Genomic DNA, 14,473 nt, shown 5'->3' with positions numbered 1-14,473 from the left:
GAGCACTGTTTACCTATGCGCTCCCCCCATCGTACAGGCAATAATACGTTTGCCCGTCGGCAGAACGCCGAAAAGGATGAATTTTTTCGGCAAATCTCACACAATTTCCCCCCTTGGAGGAATATATGAAATTCACTCATTGCAGTCGTGGTATTGTAGCGATACTCACCCTTATTGCAGGATTGTATTGTAGCAATCCAACCAGCGTCAAACCGAGCGACCCGATAATTCGTACGCTCTCTGTGGAAAACACCAGTGTTGGAATTAATGATTCGGTCCACCTTCACGCCAAGGCCAAAGACACCTATACCGGAGCAATCGTGAGCTATGAATGGAAAATCGGTGATGGATCATGGATTACGACCGACAGTGGGGGTGATACGACCATTATCGCTCCTTCAACGGCCCAAACCCTTGTCTGCAGCCTCAGAGCGACCGATGATGACGGTAAAAGTGTCAAAGGTGCGATAACCATAACGGTCGAAACACGAGCGCCGACTGCCGACGCCGGAAACGATACAACGGTCGGTATCAACGACACGGTCTATTTCAACGCTACCGGCGCCGATGAAACCACGGTTGCCGAGTATGCATGGAAATGCGGAAACGGCGACTGGATCGTGGTTCCCGACGGCGACACATCACTTGCCGCACCAGCAACAGCACAGACATGGACGTGCAGCCTCAGGGTAACCGACGACGACGGCAACATGGTTTACGATACAAAGACAATTACAATCGAGTCGCGGATCCCTACCGCCGACGCCGGAAACGATACAACGGTCGGTATCAACGATATGGTCCATCTCAAGGGAACCGGGACCGATGAAACCATGGTGACTGAATATGCATGGAAATGCGGAAACGGTGATTGGATTGTGGTTGATGACGGCGACACATCACTTGCCGCACCAGCAACAGCACAGACATGGACGTGCAGCCTCAGGGTAACCGACGACGACGGCAACATGGTTTACGATACCGTCGCAGTAACGGTGGAAACTCGTGCGCCGGTCGCCGATGCCGGAACGGACAAGACCGTGGGAATCAACGACTCCTACGAGCTTATCGGGAGCGGCAGCAGTGACGAAGGTGCTTTGGTCGCGTATGCATGGAAAATCGGCAACGGCGACTGGTCACCGGACAATGACGGCGATACGACACTTACGGCACCGTCCACGGCACAGACACTTATCTGCAGTCTCCGGGTCATGGATGACGACAACACCTTCTCCTATGACGCCGTAACCGTCACGGTCGAGACACGTGCCCCTGTTGCCGACGCAGGAACAGATACGCTGGTTGCTAGGGGCGAAACCGTTCATCTGACCGGCAGCGGCAGCAGCGATGAAACATCGATCACTGAATACGCATGGAAATGCGGCACCAACAACTGGGTGGTTGTTGGCGACGGCGATACCTCGGTAGTCGCCCCCACTTCGACAACGGAATGGGAATGCATTCTGAGAGTCACCGACGACGACAATAATATGTCCTATGACACGGCTTCCGTGTTCGTGACCGTAATTGCCTTTGATACTTCATCATCTCAGAGAATTTCCGGGGACTCGACGTTCTCCTGGGAACATAGGATTGGTGGAGAAAGTAACAGAGTTCTGCTTATCGGTATCGGCGCCAATACCGTCGTAGAGAGCAGCACCGCCAATATCGCCGTCAGTGTCACCTACAATGGTGTGAATCTCACCCGGGTGGCAAATGAAGGCGAGCTTGGTTGGGGCCACGACGCCGACGTCTCGTTGTGGTATGCGCTTGACGCCGACCTTCCTGCGACAGGGAGCTATACCGTTGAAGTTACTTTTGACAGCACGATCGATGACGGGGCCTGCGGGGGAATCAGCCTGTACAATGTAGCCCAAGCTGCTCCGGAAGCCATTGACTCATCGGTAATACGAGGACAATGGGACAATGTGATAAGCACTGATGTGACCACGCTGACCGACGGCGCCTGGGTTATCGACGCAGTTACCAACAAACCCGGGTTCGGGGCATATTCTCCTCTCGTGCCGACAGAAAAAGGACAATTCGAACGTCTTGACGTTGCAAATGCAAACGGCGGTGTGGCCATGAGCACAAAACCGGTCATATCGTCCGGACCATCAACCCTTGGCTGGACTTTCGACATTGGCCACGGCGGATGGGCCGCTCAGGTACTGGCGGTATTCGCTCCGGCTGCGCCGTAGTGAATATTGGTCCCCTTGGCAAAAAACGATCGCTTGAACGGGAGCGGGACGGGGATGGGGACGGCATTATGTTTTCGCCCCCACAAACTCTGCGATGTTGATGGAACAAACAATATCGCAGATAGAGCCTTCCCTGTCCGGCCGTTCCGGCCCATTTTTCCCGGGAAATCTATTTTGCCGTCCGTACCGCCCATACCTCGGTCTGCCGGAGAATTATAGTGAAATAGCGTCGCTGGCAATCATGCTGTAGATTTCCTTTTTGTTGTACATCCCATGGGGTCTTTCCTCAAGCAGGCCCCTCCAGCCTCAGGTCTCTTCCGGGAAGCAAAATCAACGTCCTTCATTCATCACCCGCCCTCAAAAATTATTTTGTTATAATATCACCCTGCGTGAAAAGGAAGACCTCTATGAATCAGGACTATCGTACAGAACACGACACCCTCGGCGCAATGGAAGTACCCGCCAACTGTTACTGGGGTGCGCAGACCGCACGGTCACTCAAAAATTTCTCGATCGGCACCGAAGGCATGCCCATTGAAGTGATCAGGGCCTTCGGCAGTATCAAAAAAGCCGCCGCGCTGGTCAATAATGAATTGGGCCTGCTTGACAATCTCACAAAAGAGCTGATTATCAAAGCGGCAGATGAAGTAATAACGGGGAAACTCGACTCCCATTTCCCCCTGCGGGTCTGGCAGACCGGAAGCGGGACGCAGAGTAACATGAATGTCAATGAGGTCATCGCCAACCGGGCAATCGAAATCCATGGCGGTATAGTAGGCAGCAAAGATCCGGTTCATCCCAACGACCATGTCAACAAATCCCAGTCATCCAACGATACCTTCCCCACGGCAATGCATATTGCCGCGGTTGATGAAATTCATAAACGGTTGCTTCCCTCGCTGGAAAAAATGCGGGCAACACTCGAGTCTAAAAGCAGGCAATTCGATTCTATTGTCAAGATCGGCCGGACCCATCTCATGGATGCTGTTCCCCTGACCCTGGGCCAGGAATTCTCGGGGTATGCATCACAGATAGAGAGCGCGCAGGAATCGATCAACCGCAGCCTCTCCCCTCTCTATGAGCTTGCCCTGGGCGGCACTGCGGTCGGCACCGGTTTGAATACGCATCCCGAATTTGCCGTCAAAACCGCTCAGAAACTCGCCGAACTCACCGGCTATCCTTTTGTCAGCGCCCCAAACAAATTCGCGGCACTTGCCGCGCACGACGCCTGTGTCCAGATGAGCGGGACACTGAAGACCCTCGCCGCGGCACTGATGAAATTCGCCAATGATATCCGATGGATGGCTTCCGGGCCGCGTTGCGGGCTCGGTGAATTACACATCCCGGCAAACGAACCGGGATCATCAATCATGCCCGGCAAGGTCAACCCCACGCAGGCCGAGGCGGTTACCATGATCGCCGCGCAGGTGATGGGAAACGATACGACCATAGGCATAGCGGGAGCATCGGGAAATTTCGAGCTCAATGTGTTTAAACCGGTAATTACCCATAATTTGCTTCAGTCAATACGGCTTCTTGCCGACGGCTGCACGAATTTCAACGACAAATGTGTTGCAGGCATTGAACCGGATGAGCATGCGCTTAAAAGGTATGTCGATAATTCACTAATGACCGTTACTGCGCTCAATCCTCATATCGGGTATGACAAGGCAGCAGAGATTGCAAAAAGAGCGCACAAAGAAAATACCAGCCTCAAAAAAGCGGCGGTTGCTTCGGGATATCTGACCGCAGAAGAATTCGACCGGACCGTTGTGCCAGCCAGGATGACACGCCCCGGCGCAGAATAAATGTACACTTGGTAGCTGTGCCCAAGCCGGAAAAAAGGCGTGTCTATCTATACACCCTAAATGTCTTGAAATTGAATCAAGATCACCCCTTTAGACAGCATACAAAACTATAATGATTTCATATGCCGGGCAAAAGCAGCTCCCAGTTCCTCTGCATTTTTCAGGTCCTCTTTTGTTGCTCCGCCCGGAAATTCATAGGACCTGAAGATATTCCATTTGAGGGGCTCGACAATTTTCTTGAGATGAGCCAGAGCGCCCCCGGACCATCCAAAACTGCCGAACAGCGCAGCTTCCTTATTTTTCACCGCTTTACGTGCCGCAAGCTCGAGTAGATCGGCAACGGGCGGAAACAAAGCAGCCTCATAGGTCGGCGTCCCGACTATCACTCCTTTTTTCGCCCAGAGGGATGGTAAAATGTAGCTCGGATGTATACGGGCAGCATCAAATATTTCCACATTGACACCTTCCTGCGAAATCCCCTGCCCCATCGCATTCATCATTTTTTCGGTGTTCCCGTACATCGAAGCATAAATGAGGGTTATGGCAGTCTCACCGCCGTCTTTGCCGTATTGCGACCATTTCTGATAAAGTTCGATAATCCGCTCCGGACGTTTTCTCCATACCAGCCCGTGAGAAGGAGCTATTGCTTCAATGGGAAGATCCGACAGTTTATTAATCGCCTTGAGTACCGGCATAAAATATTTCGACACAATATTTGAATAATACCGGAGCGCTTCCTGTTCATAAAAAGCGCAATCCGGACACTGATCGTCAAATATCGAACCTCTGAGCGCACCATACCCTCCGAATCCATCACAGGAAAACAGTATTTTGCCGGTCTCCTCGTAGGTCATCATGGTCTCGGGCCAGTGAACAAAGGGGGTCGAGAAAAACTTGAGCGTATGCTTTCCCAGCGACAATGTTTCGCCGTCGGATACCTCTTTGATATTTTCGGTAATACCATAAAAGTCTTCCAGCATCTTCCGGGTTTTGGGTGAACCAAGAAACTGGATCGAAGGAGCCATCCGTTTCAATGATTTTAATACGCCTGTATGATCGGGTTCCATATGATTTATGATGACATAATCGATCTCACTCAACGGAACAATATCGTCAATCTGATCAAAGAAATCATCGGATTTAAAAGCCTTGGCCAGATCGATAATCGCCTTTTTCTCATCGTTGATAAGGTAGGCATTATATGAAACCCCTTCCTGGGTAATGGGCCATAAGCCCTCAAAGAGATCTGTAGTGCGGTCATTGACTCCAATCCAGTAAATATCGGAAGACACTTTTATTGAACTCATATCTATCCCTTTCCTATAAACCGATTAATGGATCAGCAAATTCTGTACCACTATAACATACAAAATGGGAGCGAGAGAAAGACGCATGACTTGCTGATATTTTCCAAAATGTTTTATTACTACAATTATGTGTATTGGCATAACGTTTGCACCAACAAGAAAATAGTTGCTGTTAATTGAGAAGCGGAAAAGACTTGCGCAATGCCCTTGATGCTCTTTTAGAGGGCAAACCGGTTTCTCCCGATCAGAAGCCCAGTATCGGATGTAATATCAAATGGAAACCGGGGAATGAACCCGGCTATTTCGCTTTATGAGAATCAGGGATATTTCCCTTCAATTGAAGGTGGCGGTAAAGCCGAATCGATTACCTTGTCCGCTATGAAGGCACCGGCAAAACCCAGAAGAAACCCGCCTATCCCGACAATAACCGCCCCGCCGCCTTCAACGGGCAGCCCCAGAAGACTGTTCCATAGCACTAACGCCGCAACAAGTCCTGCGATAGGTAAACCGAAGACCAGAAGTGATGCAAAGGAGCGGCTCAGTCGGTAAAAGCGGATTCTCACATGTTCACCTTCGGAAAACTGTTGAGGATTCTGGAGAGGGACAGTAATTCGTTCAGGGTTTTTCTCCTGACCGCATCCTGAGGATTTTCCACAAGTTGCACACGCCGTAGAAACTGAACATCCGGGATTGACATGAACAACAAGATAATTCTCCGAGATTTTCGCCACGACCCCATTTTCGGTGCATTCGTTCGCAATTGCGGCGACAATTTTATTCATGACTACTCCAGGTACGCTCCAGATATCCTTCTCTCCCCGATCCTTTTTTGTACATTTTATAACGGAAAGGAGATTTTTTATAGTAGTCTTGATGATATTCTTCTGCAGGATAAAACTCACCGGCTTTTTCTATCCTGGTAACTATCGGGCTCTCATACTTTCCCGATTCCTCAAGCTTTTGTTTCGACCTTTCCGCCGCTGCTTTTTGTGTTTCGTTATGATAAAAAACAGCCGTCTCATACTGCGGTCCCCTGTCGGCAAATTGACCACCGGCATCGGTAGGATCGATATTTCTCCAGAACACCTCAAGAAGTTCTTCATAGCTTACCTTACCCGGATCGTAGGTTAGCTGAACGACTTCTCGATGCCCTGTCTTTCCCGAACAAACTTCTTCATAGCTCGGATTGGGGGTTTGACCGCCCGTATAACCGGCTTCAACCGAAACAACGCCATCAAACTGCTCAAAGGGCGGTTCCATACACCAGAAACACCCTCCCGCAAAAGTGGCTTTCTCATAGTGTTCCCCTGAAAAGGAGACACCCATAAATCCAAAAACCATACGTAATACTCCTTCCTTTATATACTTCACGTTTGATGTTCTCTTTTTTCCATTGCCCTGAGCGACGCAATTATTTTGGAGGCCTTTTTCTTTGGCAATCGATTCAAATTACGGACATGAAATCGCCGCCATATAAAAGAATCAAGCGCCTTATTTTTACTTTCCCTGTCAGGAGCCCGGGTTACTCTGTTCCATAGATATTGAATGAATCGAAGTTGCCGGGAAGAGGCATAAATTTTATCATACAGCCCCGGTGTTTTTTCAATTAATTGTTCCAGCTGTTCAATCAATTCAGAAGCCTGATCTCGAGACAATTCACTACTCATCTTAGCAGGTCTTCCCGGTATTACCCTAAATGATTGCACCATACTATGATAAACATCATCCTCAAGGCCCAGATCGTTTTTCAAAGCGTGGATCTTTTTTATTTGTTCGACCGTTGCCATAGCTGGGTACTCATCGCTCCCATCGTAGTGCAATTTTTGTGTCATCAGGTCCATAATCCAGGATCAGATCTCCCTTGAATGATCTATATAATCCCTCGCCGATCTTTTGAGCCAGACGAATCCCGGAAGTAGCGATAAAAGCATGCCCATCTTCAACATCATAGGCGACTATTCTTTCAAGAGGATGCAACTCCCGCTCTTCATTCTCGATATCGCGAATTTTTCGCTCGACCTCTTCTGCGTGAGTCCGGTAAAAATCACCCTTCAACTCGATCTGTCCGGCCAGCATCTCCTCTTCCTCTTTGCTGCATGCAGGGCACAATGCATATGCTTCCGCCTCCTCATCATCGGTCCTGTCCCATATCCATTCGCCGTTTAAATAGATACCGCCGCATTCCGAACAGACAGTTTTGTCTACCAATGCAGGTTTCTTTTTTATATTTTTTTCAACGGTTTTTCCGGTTCGTTGATCTTGTCTCGAATGCGCATCAGCCATAAAAATCCTCCTCATAATAATACTACGGTGCACTTTATTAATAGTTGGAATCAAAATGCGTGCCATTCTATTATTTGCAGGTCACTATCCCCTTTCTTTCTTATCATATATGGCACGCCGGAAATACATTATTTTTTGGTATACGATTTGCGCCAAAAAGCAAATAAACGTCTCAACCCAAATTAAAGGAGGCCATCAATGGCTGATCATGTCTACAAACACATTGATATCACCGGTTCATCAGAAAAGGGGATCCAGGATGCTATTGAACATGCAATTGCACGGGTATCAAAGACAGTCCGGAACATGCGGTGGTTTGAGATTGTCGAAACGCGGGGTCATATAGAAGATAACAAGGTTAAACACTGGCAGGTAACAATCCGTATCGGCTTTGATGTTGAAGAATAAGATACCGTCAGCCTTAATCTGTACCTATTCTGCATTCTCTATACCCGGAAAATCCCAGGCAGTGGCTAGGAATGTAGCCACTGCTCAAAAACAGGCCCGGAATCACCATAGACAGGGTCGTTGGGGGGAAGCGAAACATCATGAATACGCTTATCCGCCCGGGGGCGTTCTTCTTTTTTGCCATAAAACATGTCAAAATCATCCCCCTTTGGATAGGCGCCGACAACGGTAAAATCCCTGGTTGACTCCACTTTTTTGTGGGCAACTCCAGCAGGAATCAGAATAACATCACCTGCACCAACCGGTGCTGTAATGCCGCTCCTGGGTCCTCCCAGTAATACTGTTGCATTGCCGCGGGCAATTCCCAGTACTTCATGGGTATTGCTGTGATAATGATCGAATGAATAGATGCCGTCGACCCACGAATTTTCCCATCCATTAGTTTGAAAAAGGGCCCTGATCGTATCGGAGGGGTCAGAAGATGACAATTCGATTGCTCCGATATAAATAATCAGCGGCAATTTGTCATTATTGGGAAAAACACCGTCATCTTTTATCATTTTCACTAAAATTTCTTTTGTTGGTGATACCGGATTCATAATAAAAAACCTCTTTTAAGTGCTGGAAAGTATCTCCTTACCCGCATTAAAAGGCAAATTTTATGCCGGAATTATTATTTCTGTTCCTCTGCTTTTTCCTGTTGCTCTACATACTTCCGGGGAACGGCTTCGATGGTAGCATGAAAAATTGAATACTTTTCTCCCAGGAGGTGTTTTGCCTTGTCGATAATATGAGCCGCTTCGGAAAGAGAATCTGTTGTTAAGGTAATGATTGCCGAAAAATTATACATGTTTTCAGTAATTTCCGTCACATGCATATCTTCCACACTGTAAATACGCTCGTCGTTCTCCCTGAGAACTTTGGCGATGGTCTCCGTATCGAGCCCCCGGGGGGCAAACTCAAGGAGGACCCGTACCGAATCCCGCGTTACTCCCAGCGCCCATACCAGAATCAGTAGTGAAATCATTATGCCCAGGAACGGATCGATCATCACAAAACCGGTGAAATGGATAATGACTGCGCCGGCAACAACCCCCACCGATGAGAGTGCATCACCGACCATATGCAGAAAAGCGGCTTTGATATTCCGGTCTTCATGATGGTGACCGCCAAGAATACGAAGCGTGAGAAGGTTGACAATCAGACCGATAATCGCAATAATCAGCATCTCGACCGATGCCACCTCGGCAGGAGAAATCAGACGTTTAACAGATTCATAGATAATCAACCCTGAAACACCAAGAAGAAAAATCCCATTGAACAGAGCACCCAGCACTTCAGCCCTGAACATCCCAAATGTCCGGTGATGACAGGGATCCACGGATGCCAGACGAATGGCGATATAGCTGATTAAAAGTGCAAAAAAGTGGGTAAACATATGCCCGGCATCACTTAAAAGAGCAATACTGTTGGAAAGATATCCTCCAATAATTTCCACAATCATTGCTGCAAAGGTAATTACCATGGCCCAAAGAAGTTTTTTCCGTGCTACCATTTTAAATGTCTGATGATCATGATCGCGAAAATATGGCAGATGCAAGTTTCCGACTCTCATTGAGTTATCCTTTCACCTATCGACTGCATGTCATACCGGTTTTTCCAAAATAGTATATAACAAGCTACCCGGATTGAAGTATCCTCCAGCAATACCTGCAGCTCTTTGGCCCGAAAAGCGGCCTGAAAATATATCCTGATGGCATCATTATTATTTCTTCAAGGTCCCTTGCCAGGGTAGTGGACATCAGATCCACACAAGCAAGGAGATGGTTGTTAATCGCTTAATTTTTGTGTATAATATGTATATCGAAATTTGAAATCATGCCGTAGGGTGCCGGCAGGGATTATTCCCGGGTGCCCGATGAAGTCTGAGCTGGAAATATGAAATTGGCCGGGAATAATCAAAATAAAAATCCAGGGTCCGCACATTCAGAGCCGGAAACCAATCAGTCCGCATCCAGCCTGCCTTTATATCATTCAACAGTCTACGAATTATTCGGCCGTCCGCTTAAAAGCGACAAATACACAATTCATGAGAATCTTGCCGAAGGTGGTATGGGGGTTATTTATCGCGCCGATGATCAGGATATCGGCCGTGAAGTCGCCCTTAAAACAATCGGTGCCGAGGAAGATAAAGAACGGTGTATCCGGTTTATCAATGAGGCCCGTATTACCGGGCGCCTTGAGCATCCCAATATCGTTCCGCTCCATGACTTTTCAATCAATAAAGACGGTCTTCTCTATTTTACCATGAAACTGGTGAAAGGGAGGAGCCTCAAAGATATCCTTCAGGAGTACCGGAACAATCCGGATGATTTTTTCTCGGAAAAAACGCTGGCGCAACTCATCGATATATTCATTGACATATGCAACGCCGTTGCATATGCCCATTCAAAAAGTATTATACACCGCGACCTAAAACCTGCAAATATCATGATAGGTGATTACGGCGAGGTTCAGGTTATGGATTGGGGGCTGGCAAAAAGCATCAGTCATGATTCGTCGCTATGCCGGACAGACAGAAACCTTTCAGAGACATCAACAGGTCTCCTTGTGCTCGAGGAAGATATGAACGAGGATGACATTGACGGCAAAATATGGGGAACCATTGCCTATATGCCGCCGGAGCAGGCAAAAGGAGCCCTGCACGATATTGATGAACGCTCGGATATTTTCGCCCTCGGTGCGATCCTGTATGAACTATTGACCCTTAATCCACCTATACAGGGCAACACTCCAAAAGAAATGATCGAAAAAGCCCGCACCGCCGACATTGTCCCTATCGATACCTGTGTTCCGCCATCGAGGCATATCCCCGGAGAGCTCTCCGCCATTGCCACAAAAGCTTTATCGGAAAGTAAATGCGATCGATACCAGAATGTCGACGAATTGAAACATGATATAGATCTTTATCTGGGAAATAAGCCGGTAAGCGCTAAAGAAGATTCTACCTGGGAAACTATTGTCAAGCTCATAAAGCGGAGCAAAGCGGTGAGTATCTCAACTGGAATCGCTCTGATTATTCTGCTTTTTTCTGGTATATTCTTTACCTATCTGAATATTCAGGAACGGGAAAAGGCCGAGCAGGCGCTCAGAAGCTATAGGCAGGAACAAAAAGAAAAAATGGCGCTTATACAAAAGGACATAAAAGAAAGGGAACGTGAGTGGGTGCTTGTTTTCGAAGACAACTTTTCCGATCCTGATTTCCTTAAACACTGGGACATCATTTACGGCCAGTATAAAGTTATTAATGGAAGCAGAAGTTTCGTTCCTGTAAAGCCTGACTGTAAAGTCATCAATGGTGAGTTTTGTATAAAAGGCGGTACACCGCAAACACTCCTGCTGAAGCAGCCGATGACCGGTGACATTGCCATTGAATTCGATTGTCATCAGGAGAGCAATTACCTGAATGATATATCCTGTCTTTTTGACGTTACCCGGTCGACCCAGTTAAAAAGGGTTTACTCCAACGGATACCTTCTACAATATGGCAGTCAGGATAACACCAGTATCAGAGCCCTGCGAGCGAATGCCATATTATGGCAGAAATATGAGTCGCCCGTGGTAAAAGGCAAACATTATCATATCAGAGCCGAGCGGGTGGGCAATCATCTTACCATGACTGTTAATGGAAAAGTTGTAATCGATATTGTCGACGATAAGGGGCTGCACGGCAAAGACCGCAATACGGTCGGAATCACGGGTTGGGGATCGGAATTATGGATCGATAATGTTAAAATATTCAAAATGGGCACTCCTCTTAAAGAAGATGCACTTGAACTTGCCGGACGTCAACTCCACAAAGGTAATTTTACGACCGCCTATGATATTTATCGAGAAATTTATGATGGCGCCATAGATCCCACAAGAAAAATGTCGGCATTTAAGGGAATGGAGAATTCCGAATATCTGATTATGGTACAAAATAAACTTCCATACTACAAATCACTTCTGCAAAAAGTCTGGCCCAATACCGATTTCACCCTCGCAATGATTGAAAACGGATTAAGTTTTGAAATAGGGAATCAAAATATCCGTCACAGTATAACCTCCCTTTCCCCCCTGAGATATATGCCGCTTTCCCGACTGGATATTCACAACTGGAGCAGTATCAAAACCCTTTCTCCGCTTACCTCCATGGATCTTCGCTGGCTGAATATAAGCAAATGCACTTCAATTAACGATATTTCACCCCTCAGAGGAATGCCGCTTGTTTTTCTCAACATGAATTATTGCAAAAATATTTCATCTATCAATCCCCTGCGTCATGCTCAACTCACAACATTTTATGCCTATGGAACTTCTATCAATGATCTTTCTGCCCTTAAAGGTATGCCACTGAACAGCATTAATATTCAGAACTGTATCCATGTCTCCGACATTTCAGCACTAAAAGGAGCACCGCTTGAAATCGTCTATCTGAATAATGTCCCAACCAACAATTGTGCAGCAGTGGCACAACCTGAGTTGAAATTTCTCGATGCCTCCGGAATGATGATTTCTTCAATTGAGCCACTTAGAGACATTCCACTGAAGACACTTAAAGTTGAAGGATGCTCTATTGGAGATTTCTCGCCTCTGGCAACAATGGACCTCTTCTATGCCGATCTTACATCTACCGACTTTTACGATTTACACACAATAGAAAACCTGAAACTATCAGATCTAATCTTGAAGGACACACCGGTCAAGGATTTGTCGTCCCTTAAAAATACCCCGCTTTCAACCCTCGACATAAGCTACACAGATGTCACTGATTTATCTCCTATCAAAAACAAGGACCTTCTTAGCCTGAACATACAGGGATTGAAACTCGACAGTTCCGCCTTAGAAATCGTCGCGTCACTTCCTCTTATCGGATTATCTATTGATATCACCAATCATACACGTCTTAAGTATATAAAAAAGTGTCAAACGATCAAATATATTAATGGCTTAAAAAAAGAATATGTATTCAAAATTATGCCGGCAGTGTTTGATGCTCTTTCCGGTAAAAGCGGCGCTACTTGCAGCTTGATGGCTTTTGCCGAGCGAGTAGGCGATCGATATTATCTGCCTGTTCCGACACCATTTGATATCAAAAAGGCCCAAACCTTTTGTAAAATGCACAAGGGATCTCTTGTCTCACCGACTAACAATGCAATATATAATAATCTCAAAACCTGGCTTGGTACAAAATGTACCCAGAATGCGCAGTTTTTCCTTGGCCTTGTCCGCACACCTCCTGGAAATGAGCTGGGATGGGATTCTGGGGCAAAAAACAATTATCAGGAATTTGAAAGTACCTGGGACAAAGAGATGATCCGGAAAAAGGGAGCTGCTTATTTTATGCCAAACTCCCATTATGCCGGCTGGCTTGCTCCGGATAATATTTCACAAGAATGCTTTGTAATTGAATGGCGGGAAGATATATTCGAAAATATTAACAAATAGCTATTCCGGAAAATTTACAACATAGTCACAAATCTCATCATTGGTCGCAAACCAGATCGAATCGGAACCTCCGGCAATCCGCGCAAATTCTTCGATATGACTCCAATTACGGTTGTCTTCGAACTCATAGCTGTGTCCCCAGAGGTCAAAGAGCTTCGCTGGTGATTTATTCTCGATAAACCGGCTCCACAGGCCGGTAATGTCGGCATTGTGATGACAAGTTGGCCGCCAGTAATGAAAATTGTCGGGCAATGAAAAATCCCGGCATTCTTCAACGGGCCTGACGTAAGCAATGCCGGTTTTTTGTATCAGAGAAGCCACACGATCATTGGAGCGTCCATAAGGCAGGGCAAATCCTCGAATTGGATAACCCACGATTCTTTCAAGCGTTGCGCAATCGTCAATGATCTCCGACAGAACCCGGTCATCCGGCAGCCTGTCAAGGCGAGGATGTGTCACCGTGTGCGAGGCAACCTCATGCCCCACATACAATTTGGGAATGTCATCCGGGCGCACATACGCTTTCCAGCCCGACTGCTCAGCAGTCAATCCCAGCTTGCCACTGTTGAGATTAAATGTCCCCTTTAATCCATATCTGTTAAGTATCTCGACCAGCCTGAAATCATAAACAGTGCCATCATCCCAACTGGTCGCGCATGCCCCGGACTTGCCGCCGGGCCAGGTGAAATCAAAGTGCATAATTATCCTCCTTCGTCCTCGTCCTCATCATCATCTCGTCATCATCATCTCGTCATCATCATCGCATCCTCATGCTCATTCTCGTGATCGTTTTTTCTTTTCATGCCTTGCATTTTCTTCGACCGGCAAGGATTACAACAACTCTAATTACCCACAAAAACCTTCAATTAATGCAATTTTTCATTCATTTTTTAAAGCAAATATTTGAGTATATTATTAAAATATACTTATACAGCCTTCGTTCAGCAATCTATCAAGGAGCTATCCATGCAGAATT

The 14,473-nt window shown here is 46.9% G+C and carries 12 protein-coding genes and 1 pseudogene; 5 read left to right on the top strand and 8 right to left on the bottom strand.

Annotation, left to right across the window (positions count from 1 at the left end):
- The first annotated feature begins 125 nt into the window (after nt 1-125).
- Nucleotides 126-2,201, top strand: coding sequence for a PKD domain-containing protein (locus GF401_14075; protein MBD3346180.1), 2,076 nt, complete (start codon nt 126-128; stop codon nt 2,199-2,201).
- Between the two features lie 407 nt (nt 2,202-2,608).
- Entirely contained in the window at nt 2,609-4,009 is a 1,401-nt protein-coding gene (gene fumC / locus GF401_14070; protein MBD3346179.1) for a class II fumarate hydratase, read from the top strand.
- A gap of 107 nt (nt 4,010-4,116) precedes the next feature.
- On the opposite strand, the gene GF401_14065 is transcribed toward fumC, so the two are convergent.
- On the bottom strand, nt 4,117-5,316 hold the full coding sequence (locus GF401_14065; protein MBD3346178.1) for an FprA family A-type flavoprotein: 1,200 nt from the start codon (nt 5,314-5,316) through the stop codon (nt 4,117-4,119).
- Nucleotides 5,317-5,498: 182 nt separating this feature from the next.
- Between GF401_14065 and GF401_14060 the strand changes: the two are divergent.
- Nucleotides 5,499-5,630: pseudogene (locus GF401_14060) on the top strand (thioredoxin family protein).
- Between the two features lie 3 nt (nt 5,631-5,633).
- Here GF401_14060 and GF401_14055 read toward each other — a convergent pair.
- The 4 genes from GF401_14055 to GF401_14040 are packed head-to-tail and all read right to left on the bottom strand — an operon-like array spanning nt 5,634 to nt 7,599.
- On the bottom strand, nt 5,634-6,098 hold the full coding sequence (locus GF401_14055; GenBank protein MBD3346177.1) for a hypothetical protein: 465 nt from the start codon (nt 6,096-6,098) through the stop codon (nt 5,634-5,636).
- Nucleotides 6,091-6,642, bottom strand: coding sequence for a peptide-methionine (S)-S-oxide reductase MsrA (gene msrA / locus GF401_14050; GenBank protein ID MBD3346176.1), 552 nt, complete (start codon nt 6,640-6,642; stop codon nt 6,091-6,093). The genes GF401_14055 and msrA overlap by 8 nt, the downstream gene beginning before the upstream one ends.
- Before the next feature lie 41 nt (nt 6,643-6,683).
- A complete protein-coding gene (locus tag GF401_14045; protein MBD3346175.1) occupies nt 6,684-7,157 on the bottom strand; it encodes a DUF1018 domain-containing protein in 474 nt (157 codons plus the stop codon).
- Nucleotides 7,114-7,599 carry an ATPase gene (locus tag GF401_14040; GenBank protein ID MBD3346174.1) on the bottom strand — a complete coding sequence of 162 codons (486 nt, stop codon included), beginning with the start codon at nt 7,597-7,599 and terminating at the stop codon, nt 7,114-7,116. Before GF401_14040 ends, GF401_14045 begins: the two co-directional genes overlap by 44 nt.
- 198 nt (nt 7,600-7,797) lie before the next feature.
- Here GF401_14040 and GF401_14035 point away from each other — a divergent pair, with 198 nt between their 5' ends.
- A complete protein-coding gene (locus GF401_14035) occupies nt 7,798-8,007 on the top strand; it encodes a hypothetical protein (GenBank protein ID MBD3346173.1) in 210 nt (69 codons plus the stop codon).
- Nucleotides 8,008-8,072: 65 nt separating this feature from the next.
- Here the strand turns inward: GF401_14035 and GF401_14030 are convergent, their stop codons facing one another.
- Both GF401_14030 and GF401_14025 read right to left on the bottom strand, forming a co-directional pair.
- Nucleotides 8,073-8,567, bottom strand: a complete 495-nt coding sequence (locus tag GF401_14030) for a hypothetical protein (GenBank protein MBD3346172.1) — start codon at nt 8,565-8,567, stop codon at nt 8,073-8,075.
- A gap of 113 nt (nt 8,568-8,680) precedes the next feature.
- Entirely contained in the window at nt 8,681-9,622 is a 942-nt protein-coding gene (locus tag GF401_14025; GenBank protein MBD3346171.1) for a cation diffusion facilitator family transporter, read from the bottom strand.
- A 323-nt stretch (nt 9,623-9,945) separates the two neighbouring features.
- On the opposite strand from GF401_14025, the gene GF401_14020 reads away from it, so the two are divergent.
- Nucleotides 9,946-13,497, top strand: a complete 3,552-nt coding sequence (locus GF401_14020) for a protein kinase (GenBank protein ID MBD3346170.1) — start codon at nt 9,946-9,948, stop codon at nt 13,495-13,497.
- On the opposite strand, the gene GF401_14015 is transcribed toward GF401_14020, so the two are convergent.
- Entirely contained in the window at nt 13,498-14,196 is a 699-nt protein-coding gene (locus GF401_14015) for a polysaccharide deacetylase family protein (GenBank protein MBD3346169.1), read from the bottom strand.
- Nucleotides 14,197-14,473: the final 277 nt, after the last annotated feature.

The organism is Chitinivibrionales bacterium, from assembly GCA_014728215.1.
Classification (GTDB): Bacteria; Fibrobacterota; Chitinivibrionia; order Chitinivibrionales; family WJKA01; genus WJKA01.
The sequence above is the reverse complement of the archived record's forward strand: the minus strand, read 5'-3'. Positions and strand labels throughout refer to the sequence as shown.